Here is a 14,337-nt window from a genome sequence, read left to right as displayed (position 1 = left end):
TAATCAACTTTAAACAAACTTCTACAACCTAAATACCCTCATCTTTGTATCAAGTACGTACAGAGTCTATTTTATCATATTTTTCTTAAAAAGTGCGGTCTTTACCATTAAAAAGGAACCATTCCCCTCAGCTGAGAAGAATGGTTTGCTTTTTATTATCCTAGAGACTGATGATTAAACAAGGCATGGGTCGCTTGGTGAATGTGTTTTGCTGTATCCGCATTGTTCATAGTGTAGAGATGCACACCTGCAACATCCTGAGTTACCAAGTCCACGATTTGGTCCACTGCATAGGCAAGTCCTGCTGCTCTGAGCGACTCAGGATCATGCTCATACTTGTCTAAGATAGCTTTAAATTTGCGTGGAAGATGGATATTCTCACAAGTCTTCAAGAGGCGGAGAGCCTGATTTCGATTCAGAATTGGCATAATCCCTGCATGAATAGGAACATCAATCCCAGCCAAGATGCACTTGTCTTGGAAATCATAGAAGCGCTCATTGTCAAAGAAAAGCTGAGTGACGAGGCTCGAACAACCTGCATCCACTTTCTTCTTAAGATTTTGAATATCTGAAATCTGATTTGGTGAATCTGGGTGTCCTTCTGGATAACAAGCACCAACAATATCAAAGTGAGGAGCTTGCTCCTTGATGAACTCAATCAAGTCAGTTGCGTAGCGAAAATCCTTTTGTGGTTCCACATCTGGAATAATATCCCCACGAAGAGCCAAGATTTTCTGCACTCCAACCTTGTCCAAATCAGCAATCGTTTCAGCAACCTTGTCCTTGTTCAAATAGATGGCTGGCAAGTGAGCAATAGTCGGAATCGCCAAGTCATTTTGGATAAAGTCGGCCAAACGGACCGTCGTTTCCTTGATATTAAATTTATTATTGCTGGCAGTTACACTGATAAAGTGGGGAGCCAACTCCTGCATATCTTGAAGAGCAGAAATAATGTTATCATTACCCACGGCTGGGTTGGGAGGGAACACTTCAAATGAGAGTGACGGTGTTTGGCGTGACATAGTCATTATCCTTTTCTAGTTGATTTTTTTCGTTAGCTGGATTCCTAGAATCCAAGTGAAACAGGCAGATTGACCAAACAGCGCTTCTTGAGAAATCCTTATCTTACAATTTCTCACGCGCAGCTTTAGCTGCTTCAACAAGGCGAATCAAGCTTTCTTTTGTTTCTGGAATACCACGTGTTTTCAAACCACAGTCAGGGTTGATCCAAACTTTCTTGCTTGGCACTTTAGCAAGGATGGCTTCGATTGTATTGTCGATTTCACCTTCATTTGGCACACGAGGTGAGTGGATATCGTAAACCCCAGGTCCTACTTCTGTTTGGAAGTTTTTCGCTTTGAGTTCGTCCAAAATTTCAAGGTTTGAACGGCTAGCTTCAAAGGAAATAACATCTGCATCCATGTTGTCGATAGCTGGGATGATATCTGTAAATTCTGAGTAACACATGTGAGTGTGGATTTGTGTATCTGGCGCTACTGTTGAGTGTACCAAACGGAAGGCAGGAATAGCCCAGTCAAGGTAGTCTTCATACCAGTCGCTACGACGGAGTGGCAATTTCTCACGCAGAGCAGCCTCGTCGATTTGGATGATTTTCACACCAGCAGCTTCAAGGTCAAGCACTTCATCCTTGATAGCAAGGGCGATTTGAAGAGTTGAATCCTTGATAGAGATGTCTTCACGTGGGAATGACCAGTTAAGAATTGTAACAGGTCCAGTCAACATACCTTTAACAGGTTTGTTTGTACGGCTTTGTGCATAGCTAGACCATTTAACAGTGATAGGGTTGAGACGAGTGACATCACCCCAGATGATTGGTGGTTTCACCCCACGCATACCGTAAGATTGTACCCAACCATTTTTAGAGAAGAGGTAACCTGACAAGTTTTGACCGAAGTACTCAACCATGTCATTACGCTCAAATTCACCGTGAACAAGGACATCAAAGTCGATATCTTCTTGCCATTTGATCCATTCATCAATTGTTTCAGCAAGGAAAGCATCGTACTCTTCTTGAGACAATTCACCCTTACGGTAAGCCAAACGTTTCGCACGAACTTCCTTAGTTTGAGGGAATGAACCGATAGTTGTTGTTGGAAGAGCTGGAAGTTTGAAAGCTTCTTCTTGGATAGCTTCACGTTCTGCAAAGGCTGGCAAACGAGTGTAGTCAGCGTCTGTCAAGCCAGCGATACGCGCACGAAGTTCCGCATTTTCACCAACACGTTCAGTCGCAAAGAGTTCTTTATTAGCAGCAAGAGCTTCTTCACCTTGACCGTTGCGGATAGCATCCAAGTCACGAATCTCATCCAATTTTTCAACCGCAAAAGCAAAGTGGTTCAAGATTGCTGGTTCAAATTCTTCATTAGCAGTTGTAAATGGAACATGAAGAAGTGAGCATGAGCTAGTCAACACAATGTTTTCAGCTGGAATTTGCTCAAGAACAGCCAAGCTCTTTTCGTAGTTGTTGCGCCAGATGTTTTTACCATTGACAATACCTGCATAAAGTGTCTTGTCAGCTGGGAAGCCACCTTTAACGAGTTCAAGAGTTTTCTTACCTTCAACGAAGTCAAGACCAATCGCATCTACTGGCAATTTCACAAGGTCAGCGTAGACGTCACGAACGTCTCCGAAGTAAGTTTGAAGCAAGACTTCAAGACCTTTTTTATCAGCCAAAAGTTTGTTATAGAGGTTCAAGAAGAGAGCTTTTTCTTCAGCTGTCAAATCTTTTACAAGAGCAGCTTCGTCGAGTTGGATACGAGATGCACCAAGTTCAGCCAATTTAGCAAAAACTTCTTGGTAAGCAGCAACTAAGCTGTCTACGAAGTCTTCTGCTTTCACGCCTTCTTCAAAGTCTGACAATTGAAGGAAAGTGAATGGACCTACAAGAACAGGGCGAGTGTTCAATCCAAGTTCTTTTGCTTCTTGGAACTCATCGAAAATCTTGTGACCTGCAAGTTTAACTTGAGTGTCTTTTTCAAATTTAGGAACGATGTAGTGGTAGTTGGTGTTGAACCATTTCTTCATTGGAAGGGCGCGAACATCCCCTTTTTCTCCTTGGTAACCACGACCCAAAGCGAAGTAGCGCTCAAGGTCAGACAAGTCCAAGTTTTGAACTGAAGCAGGTACCACGTTGAAGAGGAATGCTGCGTCTAGGAAGTTATCATAGTGAGAAAAGTCATTTGATGGAATTTCAGTAATACCTTTTTCTTTGACAATGTTCCAGTGTTTAGCACGCAAGTCTTTTGCGGCTGCCAAGAGTTCTTCTTCTGAGATTTCTTTTCTAAAGTATTTTTCAGTTGTAAATTTTAATTCGCGGAATTCGCCCAAACGAGGGAAACCGATGATTGTAGTTGACATGATGTGTCCTCCAAAATTTGTTGTTGAAACTATCTTAACAGAAAAGAAATCATCTGTATAATTGTAAAAAATTAGGCTTTGATATAGTTTGAAACTATATCTCCGTTTTAAACAAAAGAAAAAGACCTGAGAAAAATGCCTCAAATCCTTTGTGTAGCTTGTTTTTTAACAATATTTCAGTTAGGCTCTTCAAACGTGTTATTAGTAATTCTTATAAGTGACTATGGCTTGTTATTAGAAAAGACTATAGGTTGATCCCCTTCTCTCGGAGATTGTCCAGGCACTCCTCAAAGTAGGCAGCATCATGCTCCTTGTAAATAGGGCTCGTCAAAGTCTCCTCAGGTAAATCCTCATAAGAAGGACAAGTCTTGCCACGATAGTTCTTGTCCAGCCACTCTGGACTGACCTTAAAACCTCGTTTAACCATCTCCTCCATGATCAAGAGATGATAGGCATAGAGTCGATAGGGCGAGTGGGTAAAGACATAGTCCACCGTCGCATGCTTTCTGCCCCAGCCATTGCCACGCAAGGCACAACACTCTCTATGCTGTCCCAAGAGTTGAGGACGAGGAAGTTGTGAAATCAAAGCCTCATGCCAAAGTCTCATGGGAGTCTCCTTTCAGTAAAGTCGAATGTTGCAAGTAGGTATTGGGATAGCGTTCAAGCAACTCTCTCGTCTTAGCAATCACATCTTCCTTGTAAACCTGACCATAGCGGTAGCGATCCAGCAAGATCATATAGTCCTCACGCTCAGCATCTGTCGCTTTCTTTTTAAAATAGCCCCAAATATGCTGAAAGGCATTGCAAACCTGACCTCTATGCTCAGGAATTTGACTGGCACGATCGATCAGTTTTTGAACATGACTTACCTCCACCTCTTCATTCTTCAAGTATTGGCGAATCTCATTGTAAATATTGCTGGAATGGCTCAAAACGAGGTATTTGTTTCTCGCCCAGAGTTGCTGGCATTGAGATTTTTGATTAGTTTGTTCCATCTTTCTCCTTGCTTTTGATCAGTTTCCAGGAAATATGGAAACAAAGTTATATCTTAAAAATGAGCGAATCAATGACTTCACATGACTGAATGTATGAATCTTTTTTCTTCTTCTAAAAATTTCCTGACACTTAGGAAACAAAGTAATAATTTTCTTTTAGTTCTCGGAAACGGTCAAAACCTAGAATACCCTCATTTTGTAATCTGCCCAAAACGACACTAGGATGAATATCTATCTCCTCAGAAAATCGAAGGATATCTGTCTTATCAAAGTTTCCTTTTTCTACAAAAGCTTGATAATCTTCTGGTCTAATCAAGAAATCTTTTGCAAACTGGTCTGCCTGTTCCTCAGAACGAAGATAGGACTCACTGTTTCCTTCATCAGATGAAAAATCATTTTCCAAAATGTGCCCAATCTCATGGAAGAGTGAGAACCAAAAAATATCTGACGCTTTGTTTCGATCCGTAAGTAAAAGCAAGGCACTACCATTGCTAAATTTTTTAGTCGCTCCATTTAGATTGGCATTTGGCAAAGCAGGTAAACCTACTAGGACCACACCACAATCTAGCAAGATATCATACAATCGTTGAGGAAAAACTTCTGGATCTTGTCTGGTCAACTTTCTCAACGCAGGCAGACTTCTCTCTAGCTTTCTGCGATTTAACTTAGTTGTCGTTTTATCACGCGCTTTTTTAGATGCCAACTCCAGCATGATATTAGAGTTTACTATACTTTTAGTTGTAAACTCACGCGTATTCCGATAGCTGACTAGATGGTTAAAAGATGTAAGGTTTTCTAAACTTGCCACACCTAGAATCTTGCGAAGCTCGATAATCTTTTCCTTCAAAGTATAGCGTTTGTCTGGAACGTAGCCTTCTTCCTTAAAATACTTGAAATCAATCATCTCACAGATGTCTTTTTCGCCACCTTCTTCTAGCTCTCTTTGTTCTACAATCTCTGCCACTTTTACATCGTAAGCATTTTGAAGATTGAGCCAGGTTTGCATGGAAACTCCGCTTAGCTTGGCTAACTTATGAGCCGTTTCTTTACTGATGGACTCCTCAGCATTGACGAGCTTGCTGACAGTCTTTGCTGAAACTCCCAAACGCTCCGCAAATTCCTTCTGCGTTACGTTATAATCTTCAATTAATTCTTCAACATACTGACCTGGATGAAAAGCAATCAGGTTCTTGTATTCAACAATTTTATTACTCATAGTGATTGCTGACCTCCTCTATTTTTAGGATTTCGATTTCAACGGGACTTGGAAACACCTTTTCTAAATCCTCCTCACGAAATTCTACAATCAACCGATAGGAACTCCTTCGACCATCTATATCCAAAGCAAACTGTCCTTGTCTCTTTCCCTTAAGTTGGTGAAAGTGATACTTAGGAAAAGCCGTCACACTAGCCAAAGAATCCGCCGCTTCCAAAAAGTTGATCAACTGATGCAACTTTACCGCAACCTTTTCCGAAAAATCCTTTTTCGCCTGCCTCAGCTCTGTGCACTGCTTTTTAACAGTTTTGTTTGTATAGATAAGCTTCATATGTCCCTTTCTATATAATTAAATTACCTTTTAGGTAATTTAATTATATCATCTTTAGAAAACAAAAACCAGCCAAAAGTTAATTTGGATGGGATTTCAAATCTGATAGATGTATCTAACTATTTCCCCATCACCCTTTAAACTCTTTCAAAAACTCTTTAAGCTCAGCATCGGCTTCTGGTGTGGTTCCGTGTAGTTGACCGAGCATTTCAAGTAGGGAAGCGGTTTGGTTTTGGATTGCTTCATTTGTCGTGTTAATCTTGCTGACGATATCTGTCAGTGGTTCGACTTCTTCTTCCTCAAAAGTATCTACATAGCGAGGGATATTGAGGTTGTAGTCATTTTCAACGATTTCTTCATAACTTGCCAGATGGGCAAACTTATCAATCTCCTCACGTAACTTATAGGCTTCCAGAATCTTCTCGATATGAGCATCCGTCATGATATTTTGATTTTTCCCTTTATCAAACTCCTTAGAAGCATCGATAAAGTAGACATCACGATTGGTACGGTTCTTTTTGAGAATGATAACCGTAGTCGGAATGCTGGTATTAAAGAAGATATTAGCTGGTAGACCGATAACCGTGTCAATGGCCCCTTCTTCTAACAAGGCCTTACGAATGGTCCCTTCCGCATTTCCACGGAAAAGAACACCGTGAGGAAGGACGATAGCCATAACCCCATTATCTTGCTTGAGGTGGTAGTAACCATGCAAGAGGAAGGCAAAGTCAGCCTTGGACTGGGGCGCCAGTTTCCCAAAAGGAGAGAAACGTGGATCCGCCATAAAGCCAGAGCTTGCTGACCACTTAGCAGAGTAGGGTGGGTTCATGAGAACACCGTCAAAGTTGGTTGGCTCTTGTGTCGGCCAGTCTTCATCCAGTGTATCGGCATTGTGGAGAAATTGATTCTCAACAGGAACACCGTGTAGAATCATGTTCATCCGAGCTAGGTTATAGGTTGAGGTATTGAGTTCCTGACCAAAGTAGACAACCGTCTGCGGTTTATGAGAGTATTTCTTGGCATTGAGCAAGAGGGAACCAGAACCCATGGTCGCATCATAGATGGTAAAGCCTAGCTGGTCCTCACGACCCAAAAAGGCAATCTGAGTCATAAGTTTGGCAACAGGCTGAGGTGTATAGAACTCACCAGCCTTCTTGCCCGAGTCAGTCGCAAACTGACCAATCAGATACTCATAAGCATCCCCCAACATATCGCCAGCATGACCAGCCACATCTAGCACAGCCAACTCCTTCATGACTGCTGCCACCGTTTGGTTTTGCTTTTGCGGAGTTGCCCCTAACTTTTTGGAATAGAGGTCAATATCTTCAAAGAGGTTTTCATAGAGTTCATCACTCTGCTCGATATCACGAAAACCCTGAGCCAAATCTTCCAGCTGGAAAGTCCCCTCATTGACACGTGCTACAAGAGCCGTAAAGGTCAACTCAGGCTTGATACTATAGTTAAGTTCGTCCTTCATCACTGCAAGAAGATCTTCGTGAGTGTCCGCATCCTCATAGTAGTTACGATAGACCTCAAGGGCAGCCTCTAGACTCTCACTCCCCTCCTCCATGGTTTCCGCCACGAAAAAGAGCATCTTATCTGACAGGTACTTATAAAAGACCATGCCCAAAAGATAGGACTTATAGTCATTGGCATCCATCTTAGAGCGGAGAACATCCGCTGAGTTCCACAGGGCTTGGTAGAGCGACTGGGAAGTTTGTGTTGTTTCCATAATGTTTCTTTCTAAGTTTTAAATATAATTGTTAAAAGTTATCACTAATCATCTAGATAAACATATCCTGCAAGAGTTTCTTTTTGAATGTTTCTAGCTGAGAAATTTTTTCTTGGTAAGAGTTGATGAGGTTATCAAGGTTTGAGAAATAGGCGCCGATGGCTTGTTGTTCAGCAATTGTTGGTAAATAAAATGGAATTTCCGAAAAAGTTGGAAACTGTACACGTTGTTTTTCAATTAAAGTTCCTGTAGCAAACTGTTTATATTGATAGATTGCATACGTAGTTTTCAATAAAATTTTTAAAAAATCATTATTAAATTTTTCTACATCTATATTTTTCATCACAACATAATAGCCAGAAATCGAAATAGTAACGTCATTATTGTTTAGATCTAAGGCACCTAATGTAAGATTCATTGGATTATAAACAAACTCATTCAAATCAACCTTTTTAAATTTATCATTCTTTTTTACCAAAAAATCTCTTTTATAACGTTCTGTTTTAGGTGTTAATCCCTTCTCAACTGTTAAACTCCATAACTCGTTTTCCACAGAAGGTTCAATATAATTTGATATTTGTTCAAAAATATCACCTAAGTGATATTTTTCCCACTCACCTTCAAATTCATCTATACGAATCTCAGGAAAAGACTGTCCAGGTTTGGGAAACATCTTGGAAAGCATGGTCGCCTTGAGGGATTGGTAATTAGCGAGATTGTCCTTGTAGCTAGACAGGAGATCATCGAGATTGCGAAAAAAGGTACTGATTGCAGATTGTTCAGCAAGACTTGGAAAAGGGATTGGCATTTCTTTGAAAACTGAATCTTTAATTGCAAACCGATCTGATCTTGCTCCAGTATCCCCATTCAACTTCATAAATTTATGCCAATATGAAGAATCAAAATATTTTGCTAAGAAGAAGACATCAATATTTTGAGTTCTAAAAACATAATACAAAGGAGATATTACTCCTGTAATATTCAAAAAATTTGCTTTTATAGGTCCTACTGGAGCTTTATTTGATATTCGTGGGTTATATACAAAATCATTAGGTTGAACTACATAATAGCCACTTAGGCTCTTTAAATTAGCTATATCCTTATCAAAAAAATCACGCTGTGGTACAATCCCAAATTCTGCTGAGTTTGTTAATACATTCTCGAATGAATTATTAATATTTTTAGACTTTACTTTTTGAGAAATAGAATCAAGCTTAACAACCTTCCAAAGCTCTTTAAACTGATTAAACCTAATGTTTGGTTTTTTATTTTGAGTATTCATTTTTAATCCTCAATTTTTGGAAATTGAGAATTAATTTCCTGGCGGATATTCTCAATATTTTCACTAAATTCTTTAATTTTCCTAACAATCTGGTCAACAATCTCTTGCTCGATAGGATTCTTGATATTTGCAATCATCTCTTCGTCAGGAAATTCTATTTCGGCTTCAGATTCATAAATCGAGTTAAAAATTTCTACCAAATCATCTTTACTTAATTCTTGTGGGCTAATCATCTTTTCTCCGATATTAAAGAAACAGCTTTTGCCATCAATGGTTAAGATTTCCATATATTTCTCCTTTTTTATGATATGTATCTATTCCAGCTTCCATAGCTTCGACGAACTTTTCAAAACTACTTTCGGAATTGAGTTTTGAATCACTTATTTTATTCGAACTAAATTCACCAGTTAAAACAGTGTATTCATTTTGTTCATTTTTAGTTGTTACCACTAAATAATCTGGTTCTAAAAGTGTACCTAGAGTAGAATTATGTGTTACAACAAAAACCATTCTATGTTTAGCTAGCTCTTTTAAAGCACTGTTTAATTCTGTTTGAATATAAGCATTGTCTAATGACGACTCAGGTTCATCTATCAAAATTACATTTTTCTGTCTTGCTTCGTTCAATCTCAACATTAATGCAAATCCTACTGCTTGACCTCCAGAAGCTGGGGTTCCGTCTGAGTCAAGAAGCTTAACTTCCTTATGCATAAAATATTCCGCAAGGTTAGCACTATTATAAAATTTTTTATTTTTAAGATTTTTTAAAAAAGTAATATAGTTTTTAGACAAATAAGGCTTTATCAAATCTTCTTGAACACTCTCTTGTGTAGCAAAGTCTGCTCTAAATTGGCTAGCATTTTGAAATGGGAGCAGATTTACAATAATTTGATAACCATGAATCTTTTCTCTTTTTAGCTCGGTAGTCGTAATAACTTTTTCTAAAAAAGAAGATATACTTTTCTCAATTTGTTTTTTCTTGATTACCTTGCTTATTTCAACATCTTGAACATTTCTTATGCCAGTTTGACTAGTTAAAAATTCTTTTGAGTCTCTTAAAATCAAATTCACGTTTTCTCTAATAGATTTTGCTTTATTTTTTTCAATTAATTTTTCTCGCAGTTCATTATAAGTATCAATAAAAAAACTTCGTTTAGATTGTGAATTTTCAAAAAGGCTCCATATTCGTTCATTCTTAATTAGCTTTAATAAAGAATTCAAGCCATCTTCAATGTACTCAGTAGTTTGGAGTTCAAAAGGTGCTTCTTTAAAAAGGTTAAACTGTTGTGACTTCCCTTTTCTATCAAGATCGCTTGCATATTCTTTCACACTTTCTATATATCGTTCAATTTTTTCATCATAATTTTCCTCAATACTATCCAGATAGTTACTTATAGAAAGAAAATGCCTGTTATATTTTTCTTTCCAGTTTTCGAAGGCTTTATTTCCCTGTTCCTTTCTTTGCTTTTCAATATAACTATCAGCCTTAGCTGTTTCAAACTGTGCTATTTCATAAATTTCTTCCTTATCGAACTGTTTTTTTATCTGCTCAAGAAAATGAGTCTTCCCTGTTCCTCTTTTACCAACAACCAGATTCAAACCAGTTGATAAGTTATGCCCATCAATTTCAACCACATCCTGTAAGTTGTCTCTTGTTAGACTTACTTTACTCTTATCAGTAATACAATTTTTAATTTCTAAAAAACTACAATTATCAATCTGAATATATGTACTCTTACTCTTTAGCTTATCTATATCGTTCCTATCAGGATCACTATCAATTTCAGTAGCATGTGCATCACTAAATAAAACAGGAGTTAAACTATCTTCTTGATTCTTAATAATTTGAAACTGAAATTGATTCCGAACTCCACCTACTGCAGTAACTCCATGTAGCTCAGTCGGTATTTCGTCTATTCCTTTACTTTTACCCAACTCAAATATATATATTCCCTGATTCCAATTTTTCAAATTTGTAAACAATTCATCAATTGTTATGCTTGAATTTTGATTCACATGTTTCTCTTGTAACCAACTAGAAAAATCTGTTAACTCATCAACCATACTTTCAGGAAAAACAATGTTAACATGAAATTTTTCCAAAGCTAATTCCATTCCTGGAAATACAACAACTGGCTCTCCGTTTCGAGCTTTCAACAATTCTCCCTTAACCCGAACATAATTATCTTTATCAAATAAATCATGATTAGTGATTGCAACAGCATCTAAATTTGCTTCATTCACATACTTTATTAACCATTCTGAAGAATAAGTAAACTCAGAATCTTTAATGGATGGTACTGTGTGAATATGAAAATCAATTTTTTTAACCATATAATTAATCTCCCTTTATTTATCTCTTACCTCCCAACCCTCAACGGCTCAATGACTTCCTCCACTAGTTGGGTATAGGCTTCCTTTATTTGTTTTTTATAGAGGAGAGGATTGAGGGCATCCGCCACCTCTAGTTTATAGTCCTGATAACGTTGACTCTTGGTCAGCTGGCTTTCTCCTAGTTGTTTTTTCGCTCCCTTACGGTAGTGTTCGACATAGTAACGGAGTTCATCCTCACCGACATACCAGCGTTTGCTAAAGACTTGGATGTGTTGCTGGATGACCGCCTCAATCATCTGATCCAAGATATTTGCGATAGACTGACCACGATAGCTTTCTGGATGTTCTTGGACCTCTCTCCACAGTTCAGTGATGATCTGGGCAAGATTAGGATTGGTCTTCTCAAGACTCTGAATATAATTATCCACGGTTTCCTTATCTTGGACGCTTAGGTTCTTTTCTTGATTTTGACCTTGTTCAATCAGGCTTTGAATCAAGGTTAGGATATAGGCATAGTTGATTTCGTCCACTTGGATAGACTCCAGTTCATAGTGGATATCAAGTGGCTCTCCATCGTCATCATCCTCTACTCGGCTTTTTAATTCTGCAAGGACATTTCGATAAAGTCCCAGATACCTTTCCAACTTTTCTCCATCAAGTCCTGTCTGACTGTAAAGTTCTTCCTCATCATACTCTTTATACACTCGGATAGAGGCTAGGTATTTATCAAAGGCTTGATAGGTTTTAGCTAGTTTCCTCAACTCAGGTGTAGAGATTTGCTCGATTTGGAGTCCTTCCTCAGGATCATCGGTGATGAGATTTTGGAAATCACTGCAACTCCGTAAAAAGTTCCTCTTTTCCTCTTCCCAGCTTGGGGCTAGGACCTCGTTTTCACCACCATTTGAGTAGAGCTTGAGGGCATTATCTACTGCTTCCTTAAAGGCTAGAGGCTTTTGGAAGGTGATGATATGACCGTAGGTCTTACTAGAATCAAAAATACGGTTGGTTCGACTAAAAGCCTGGATCAAGTCCTGCGGTTGCATGGGCTTTCTGTCGATAAAGAGAGTCGATAGACAAGGAGCATCAAATCCCGTTAGGAGACGATTGACTACGATGACTAAGTCCAACTGTTCATTGCGATAGAGGTATTTGTCCTGCTTTCGAGCTAGGCGGTTATTGACATCCGTATTAAAGCCACGAAGATCCGACATGGTAAAGTGGGTATCAAACTCTTGGTTATAGTCCTCTATGACTTTCTTCATGTGGTCTTGGTTGGCTCTAGAGTCTTCTTCATTTTCTGTGACCGAGTAGGTGATGGTCGCCTTTGGAAAGTCAGGAAGGACCTGCTTGACCCTTTCCGATACCTTAACCCTCATCTCCCCAGCCTTGACTCGTTTGAGTAGGTCATAGTAGGCTTGGGCTTGAGGGATAGACTTGACGGTCAAGATAGCATTATAGGTCTTACCCACTCCCTTTTGGAAGCCTAGCTGTTGACGGGATTTATTGATAATGGCATCCAAGACTTCCAGCATATGCTCCTCATCCTCGTAGACAGTATCTGGTAGATCATTTTCAGATTTATCCGTGATGAGGGTATTGCGATAATCTACCTTAAAGCCTAAAACAGCTCCATCATGAATGGCTTCCTTAACTGTATACTCATGGAGACGGTCTCCGTACTGTTGCTGGGTGGTTTGAGCTAGATCGCCGACTTGCTGGCGTTTATTTTCCTTAAAGATAGGTGTGCCTGTAAAACCATACCAGAGAGACTGTGGGAAAAAGCCCTTAATGTCTTTTTGTGTTTGTGGCGTCACGGCACGGTGGCATTCATCCACCACAAAGGCCACTCGGAGTCCCTTGATTTTGTCCGCATCTCGTTGGTAAAGTCCTTGGTCAAACTTACGCATCATGGTGGTAATTTTCTGGATAGTGGTCACCACCACACGCTTATCATTGCCTCCTAGTCGCTTGACCAAATCATGAGTATTGTCCGTCTCATCAATATCAATGACATCATTGATCGCATAGGAGAGAAAGGATGAAGTGGTCTGTTGGTCCAAGTCCCTGCGGTCAACGACAAAAATCGTCTTTTGGATGGATGGGATTTGAAGGAGATTTCTCGCCACCTTATAAGAAGTCAGGGTCTTCCCTGAACCTGTCGTGTGCCAGACATAGCCAAACTCCTGACGACGAGAAGCTTCCTGAACAGCCTCAATAGCATGAATCTGGTAGGGACGCAGGAGGATAAGAGCCTTCTTGCTATCATCAAGGACAGAATACTGCATAACCATCTGGTGGGCACGAGGGATGGAAAGGACTTCGTGAGCAAAGCTGGTCAAGCTCGTTATGGGTTGATTATCCTTATCCACCCACTTGGTTAGAAATTGCTTGTTGAGTTTATTTTCCCTAGCCGCAGCGATATAGCGTGTGTCTACTTTATTGGTCACAACAAACATCTGTAAGCTAGAGTAGATGCCACGGAACTTGCCTTCGCGGTCATACTTTTTAATTTGATGAAAGGCATCTAAAAAAGCAACTCTGGGACTTTTAAGTTCGATTTGAATCATGGGAAGGCCATTGATCAAGAGAGTCACATCTAGCCTGCGGTCTTGATCCTGAGGATTTATCTTATCTCTCTCGACTTGGTTGACAACCTCATAACTAGACTTGCCAGCTGCGATATTATCTCGCCAAATGACAGATAAACGGATAGTCCCCAAACTAGCATCTTCTCTCTGAACCTCAACCTTGGCAATGCCATTTTCGCCGACCAACCACTTGGCCGCATCATAGTAGCTAACAAAGTTCAGTTGATTCTTTATCTGGCGTTTTTCCTGTTCTGTCAGGGGATGATCTGCCAATAGAGCCACATTGTTCTGGGCTAGCTTTTCAAAGAAGTTTTCCCATAATTGCTCTTCTGTTTTGAGGTCATCTCTGTAAGTCCATTGACTTTCCCCAGTCACCAGTTGGTTGATCAGTTGCTTTTCTATCTCCAGTTCTGGTTTTACCTGTATCATACTCTCTCCTTTACTACATGTCTGCTCCCTTTATTATAGCATGTTTATCTTCAAA

General features: G+C 39.5%; 11 protein-coding genes. All 11 read right to left on the bottom strand.

All coding sequences use genetic code 11. The features are described 5' to 3' along the window. Window positions 1-155 precede the first annotated feature (155 nt). Window positions 156-1,022, bottom strand: a complete 867-nt coding sequence (metF, locus tag EII37_RS05695; protein WP_124787892.1) for a methylenetetrahydrofolate reductase [NAD(P)H] — start codon at window positions 1,020-1,022, stop codon at window positions 156-158. 103 nt (window positions 1,023-1,125) lie between these two features. Continuing rightward, entirely contained in the window at window positions 1,126-3,375 is a 2,250-nt protein-coding gene (gene metE / locus EII37_RS05690) for a 5-methyltetrahydropteroyltriglutamate--homocysteine S-methyltransferase (protein ID WP_124787891.1), read from the bottom strand. A gap of 244 nt (window positions 3,376-3,619) precedes the next feature. After that, on the bottom strand, window positions 3,620-3,982 hold the full coding sequence (locus EII37_RS05685; RefSeq protein WP_124787890.1) for a TIGR02328 family protein: 363 nt from the start codon (window positions 3,980-3,982) through the stop codon (window positions 3,620-3,622). After that, on the bottom strand, window positions 3,966-4,370 hold the full coding sequence (locus EII37_RS05680; protein WP_124787889.1) for a YbgA family protein: 405 nt from the start codon (window positions 4,368-4,370) through the stop codon (window positions 3,966-3,968). The genes EII37_RS05685 and EII37_RS05680 overlap by 17 nt, the downstream gene beginning before the upstream one ends. Before the next feature lie 130 nt (window positions 4,371-4,500). Beyond that, on the bottom strand, window positions 4,501-5,586 hold the full coding sequence (locus EII37_RS05675; protein ID WP_124787888.1) for a HigA family addiction module antitoxin: 1,086 nt from the start codon (window positions 5,584-5,586) through the stop codon (window positions 4,501-4,503). Beyond that, on the bottom strand, window positions 5,579-5,917 hold the full coding sequence (locus EII37_RS05670; protein ID WP_124787887.1) for a type II toxin-antitoxin system RelE/ParE family toxin: 339 nt from the start codon (window positions 5,915-5,917) through the stop codon (window positions 5,579-5,581). Before EII37_RS05670 ends, EII37_RS05675 begins: the two co-directional genes overlap by 8 nt. A 130-nt stretch (window positions 5,918-6,047) precedes the next feature. After that, window positions 6,048-7,649, bottom strand: a complete 1,602-nt coding sequence (locus EII37_RS05665; RefSeq protein ID WP_124787886.1) for a type I restriction-modification system subunit M — start codon at window positions 7,647-7,649, stop codon at window positions 6,048-6,050. 52 nt (window positions 7,650-7,701) lie between these two features. Next, window positions 7,702-8,931, bottom strand: a complete 1,230-nt coding sequence (locus EII37_RS11095) for a restriction endonuclease subunit S (protein ID WP_185695959.1) — start codon at window positions 8,929-8,931, stop codon at window positions 7,702-7,704. A gap of 2 nt (window positions 8,932-8,933) precedes the next feature. Then, window positions 8,934-9,218, bottom strand: a complete 285-nt coding sequence (locus tag EII37_RS05655; protein WP_124787885.1) for a hypothetical protein — start codon at window positions 9,216-9,218, stop codon at window positions 8,934-8,936. Further along, window positions 9,199-11,265: a hypothetical protein gene (locus EII37_RS05650; RefSeq protein WP_124787884.1), complete on the bottom strand. Its 2,067-nt coding sequence runs from the start codon at window positions 11,263-11,265 to the stop codon at window positions 9,199-9,201. The genes EII37_RS05655 and EII37_RS05650 overlap by 20 nt, the downstream gene beginning before the upstream one ends. 26 nt (window positions 11,266-11,291) lie before the next feature. After that, entirely contained in the window at window positions 11,292-14,282 is a 2,991-nt protein-coding gene (locus EII37_RS05645) for a type I restriction endonuclease subunit R (RefSeq protein WP_124787883.1), read from the bottom strand. Window positions 14,283-14,337 lie beyond the last annotated feature (55 nt).

It is taken from the genome of Streptococcus sp. OH4692_COT-348 (assembly GCF_003859975.1).
Lineage (GTDB): Bacteria > Bacillota > Bacilli > Lactobacillales > Streptococcaceae > Streptococcus.
The sequence above is the reverse complement of the archived record's forward strand: the minus strand, read 5'-3'. Positions and strand labels throughout refer to the sequence as shown.

What these genes read in the sequence shown, in the direction of transcription:
- metE (WP_124787891.1), bottom strand. Translation starts at nt 3,375, where the DNA reads ATGTCAACTACAATCATCGGTTTCCCTCGTTTGGGCGAATTCCGCGAA.
- EII37_RS11095 (WP_185695959.1), bottom strand. Translation starts at nt 8,931, where the DNA reads ATGAATACTCAAAATAAAAAACCAAACATTAGGTTTAATCAGTTTAAA.
- EII37_RS05685 (WP_124787890.1), bottom strand. Translation starts at nt 3,982, where the DNA reads ATGAGACTTTGGCATGAGGCTTTGATTTCACAACTTCCTCGTCCTCAA.
- EII37_RS05675 (WP_124787888.1), bottom strand. Translation starts at nt 5,586, where the DNA reads ATGAGTAATAAAATTGTTGAATACAAGAACCTGATTGCTTTTCATCCA.
- metF (WP_124787892.1), bottom strand. Translation starts at nt 1,022, where the DNA reads ATGTCACGCCAAACACCGTCACTCTCATTTGAAGTGTTCCCTCCCAAC.
- EII37_RS05680 (WP_124787889.1), bottom strand. Translation starts at nt 4,370, where the DNA reads ATGGAACAAACTAATCAAAAATCTCAATGCCAGCAACTCTGGGCGAGA.
- EII37_RS05665 (WP_124787886.1), bottom strand. Translation starts at nt 7,649, where the DNA reads ATGGAAACAACACAAACTTCCCAGTCGCTCTACCAAGCCCTGTGGAAC.
- EII37_RS05670 (WP_124787887.1), bottom strand. Translation starts at nt 5,917, where the DNA reads ATGAAGCTTATCTATACAAACAAAACTGTTAAAAAGCAGTGCACAGAG.
- EII37_RS05650 (WP_124787884.1), bottom strand. Translation starts at nt 11,265, where the DNA reads ATGGTTAAAAAAATTGATTTTCATATTCACACAGTACCATCCATTAAA.
- EII37_RS05645 (WP_124787883.1), bottom strand. Translation starts at nt 14,282, where the DNA reads ATGATACAGGTAAAACCAGAACTGGAGATAGAAAAGCAACTGATCAAC.
- EII37_RS05655 (WP_124787885.1), bottom strand. Translation starts at nt 9,218, where the DNA reads ATGGAAATCTTAACCATTGATGGCAAAAGCTGTTTCTTTAATATCGGA.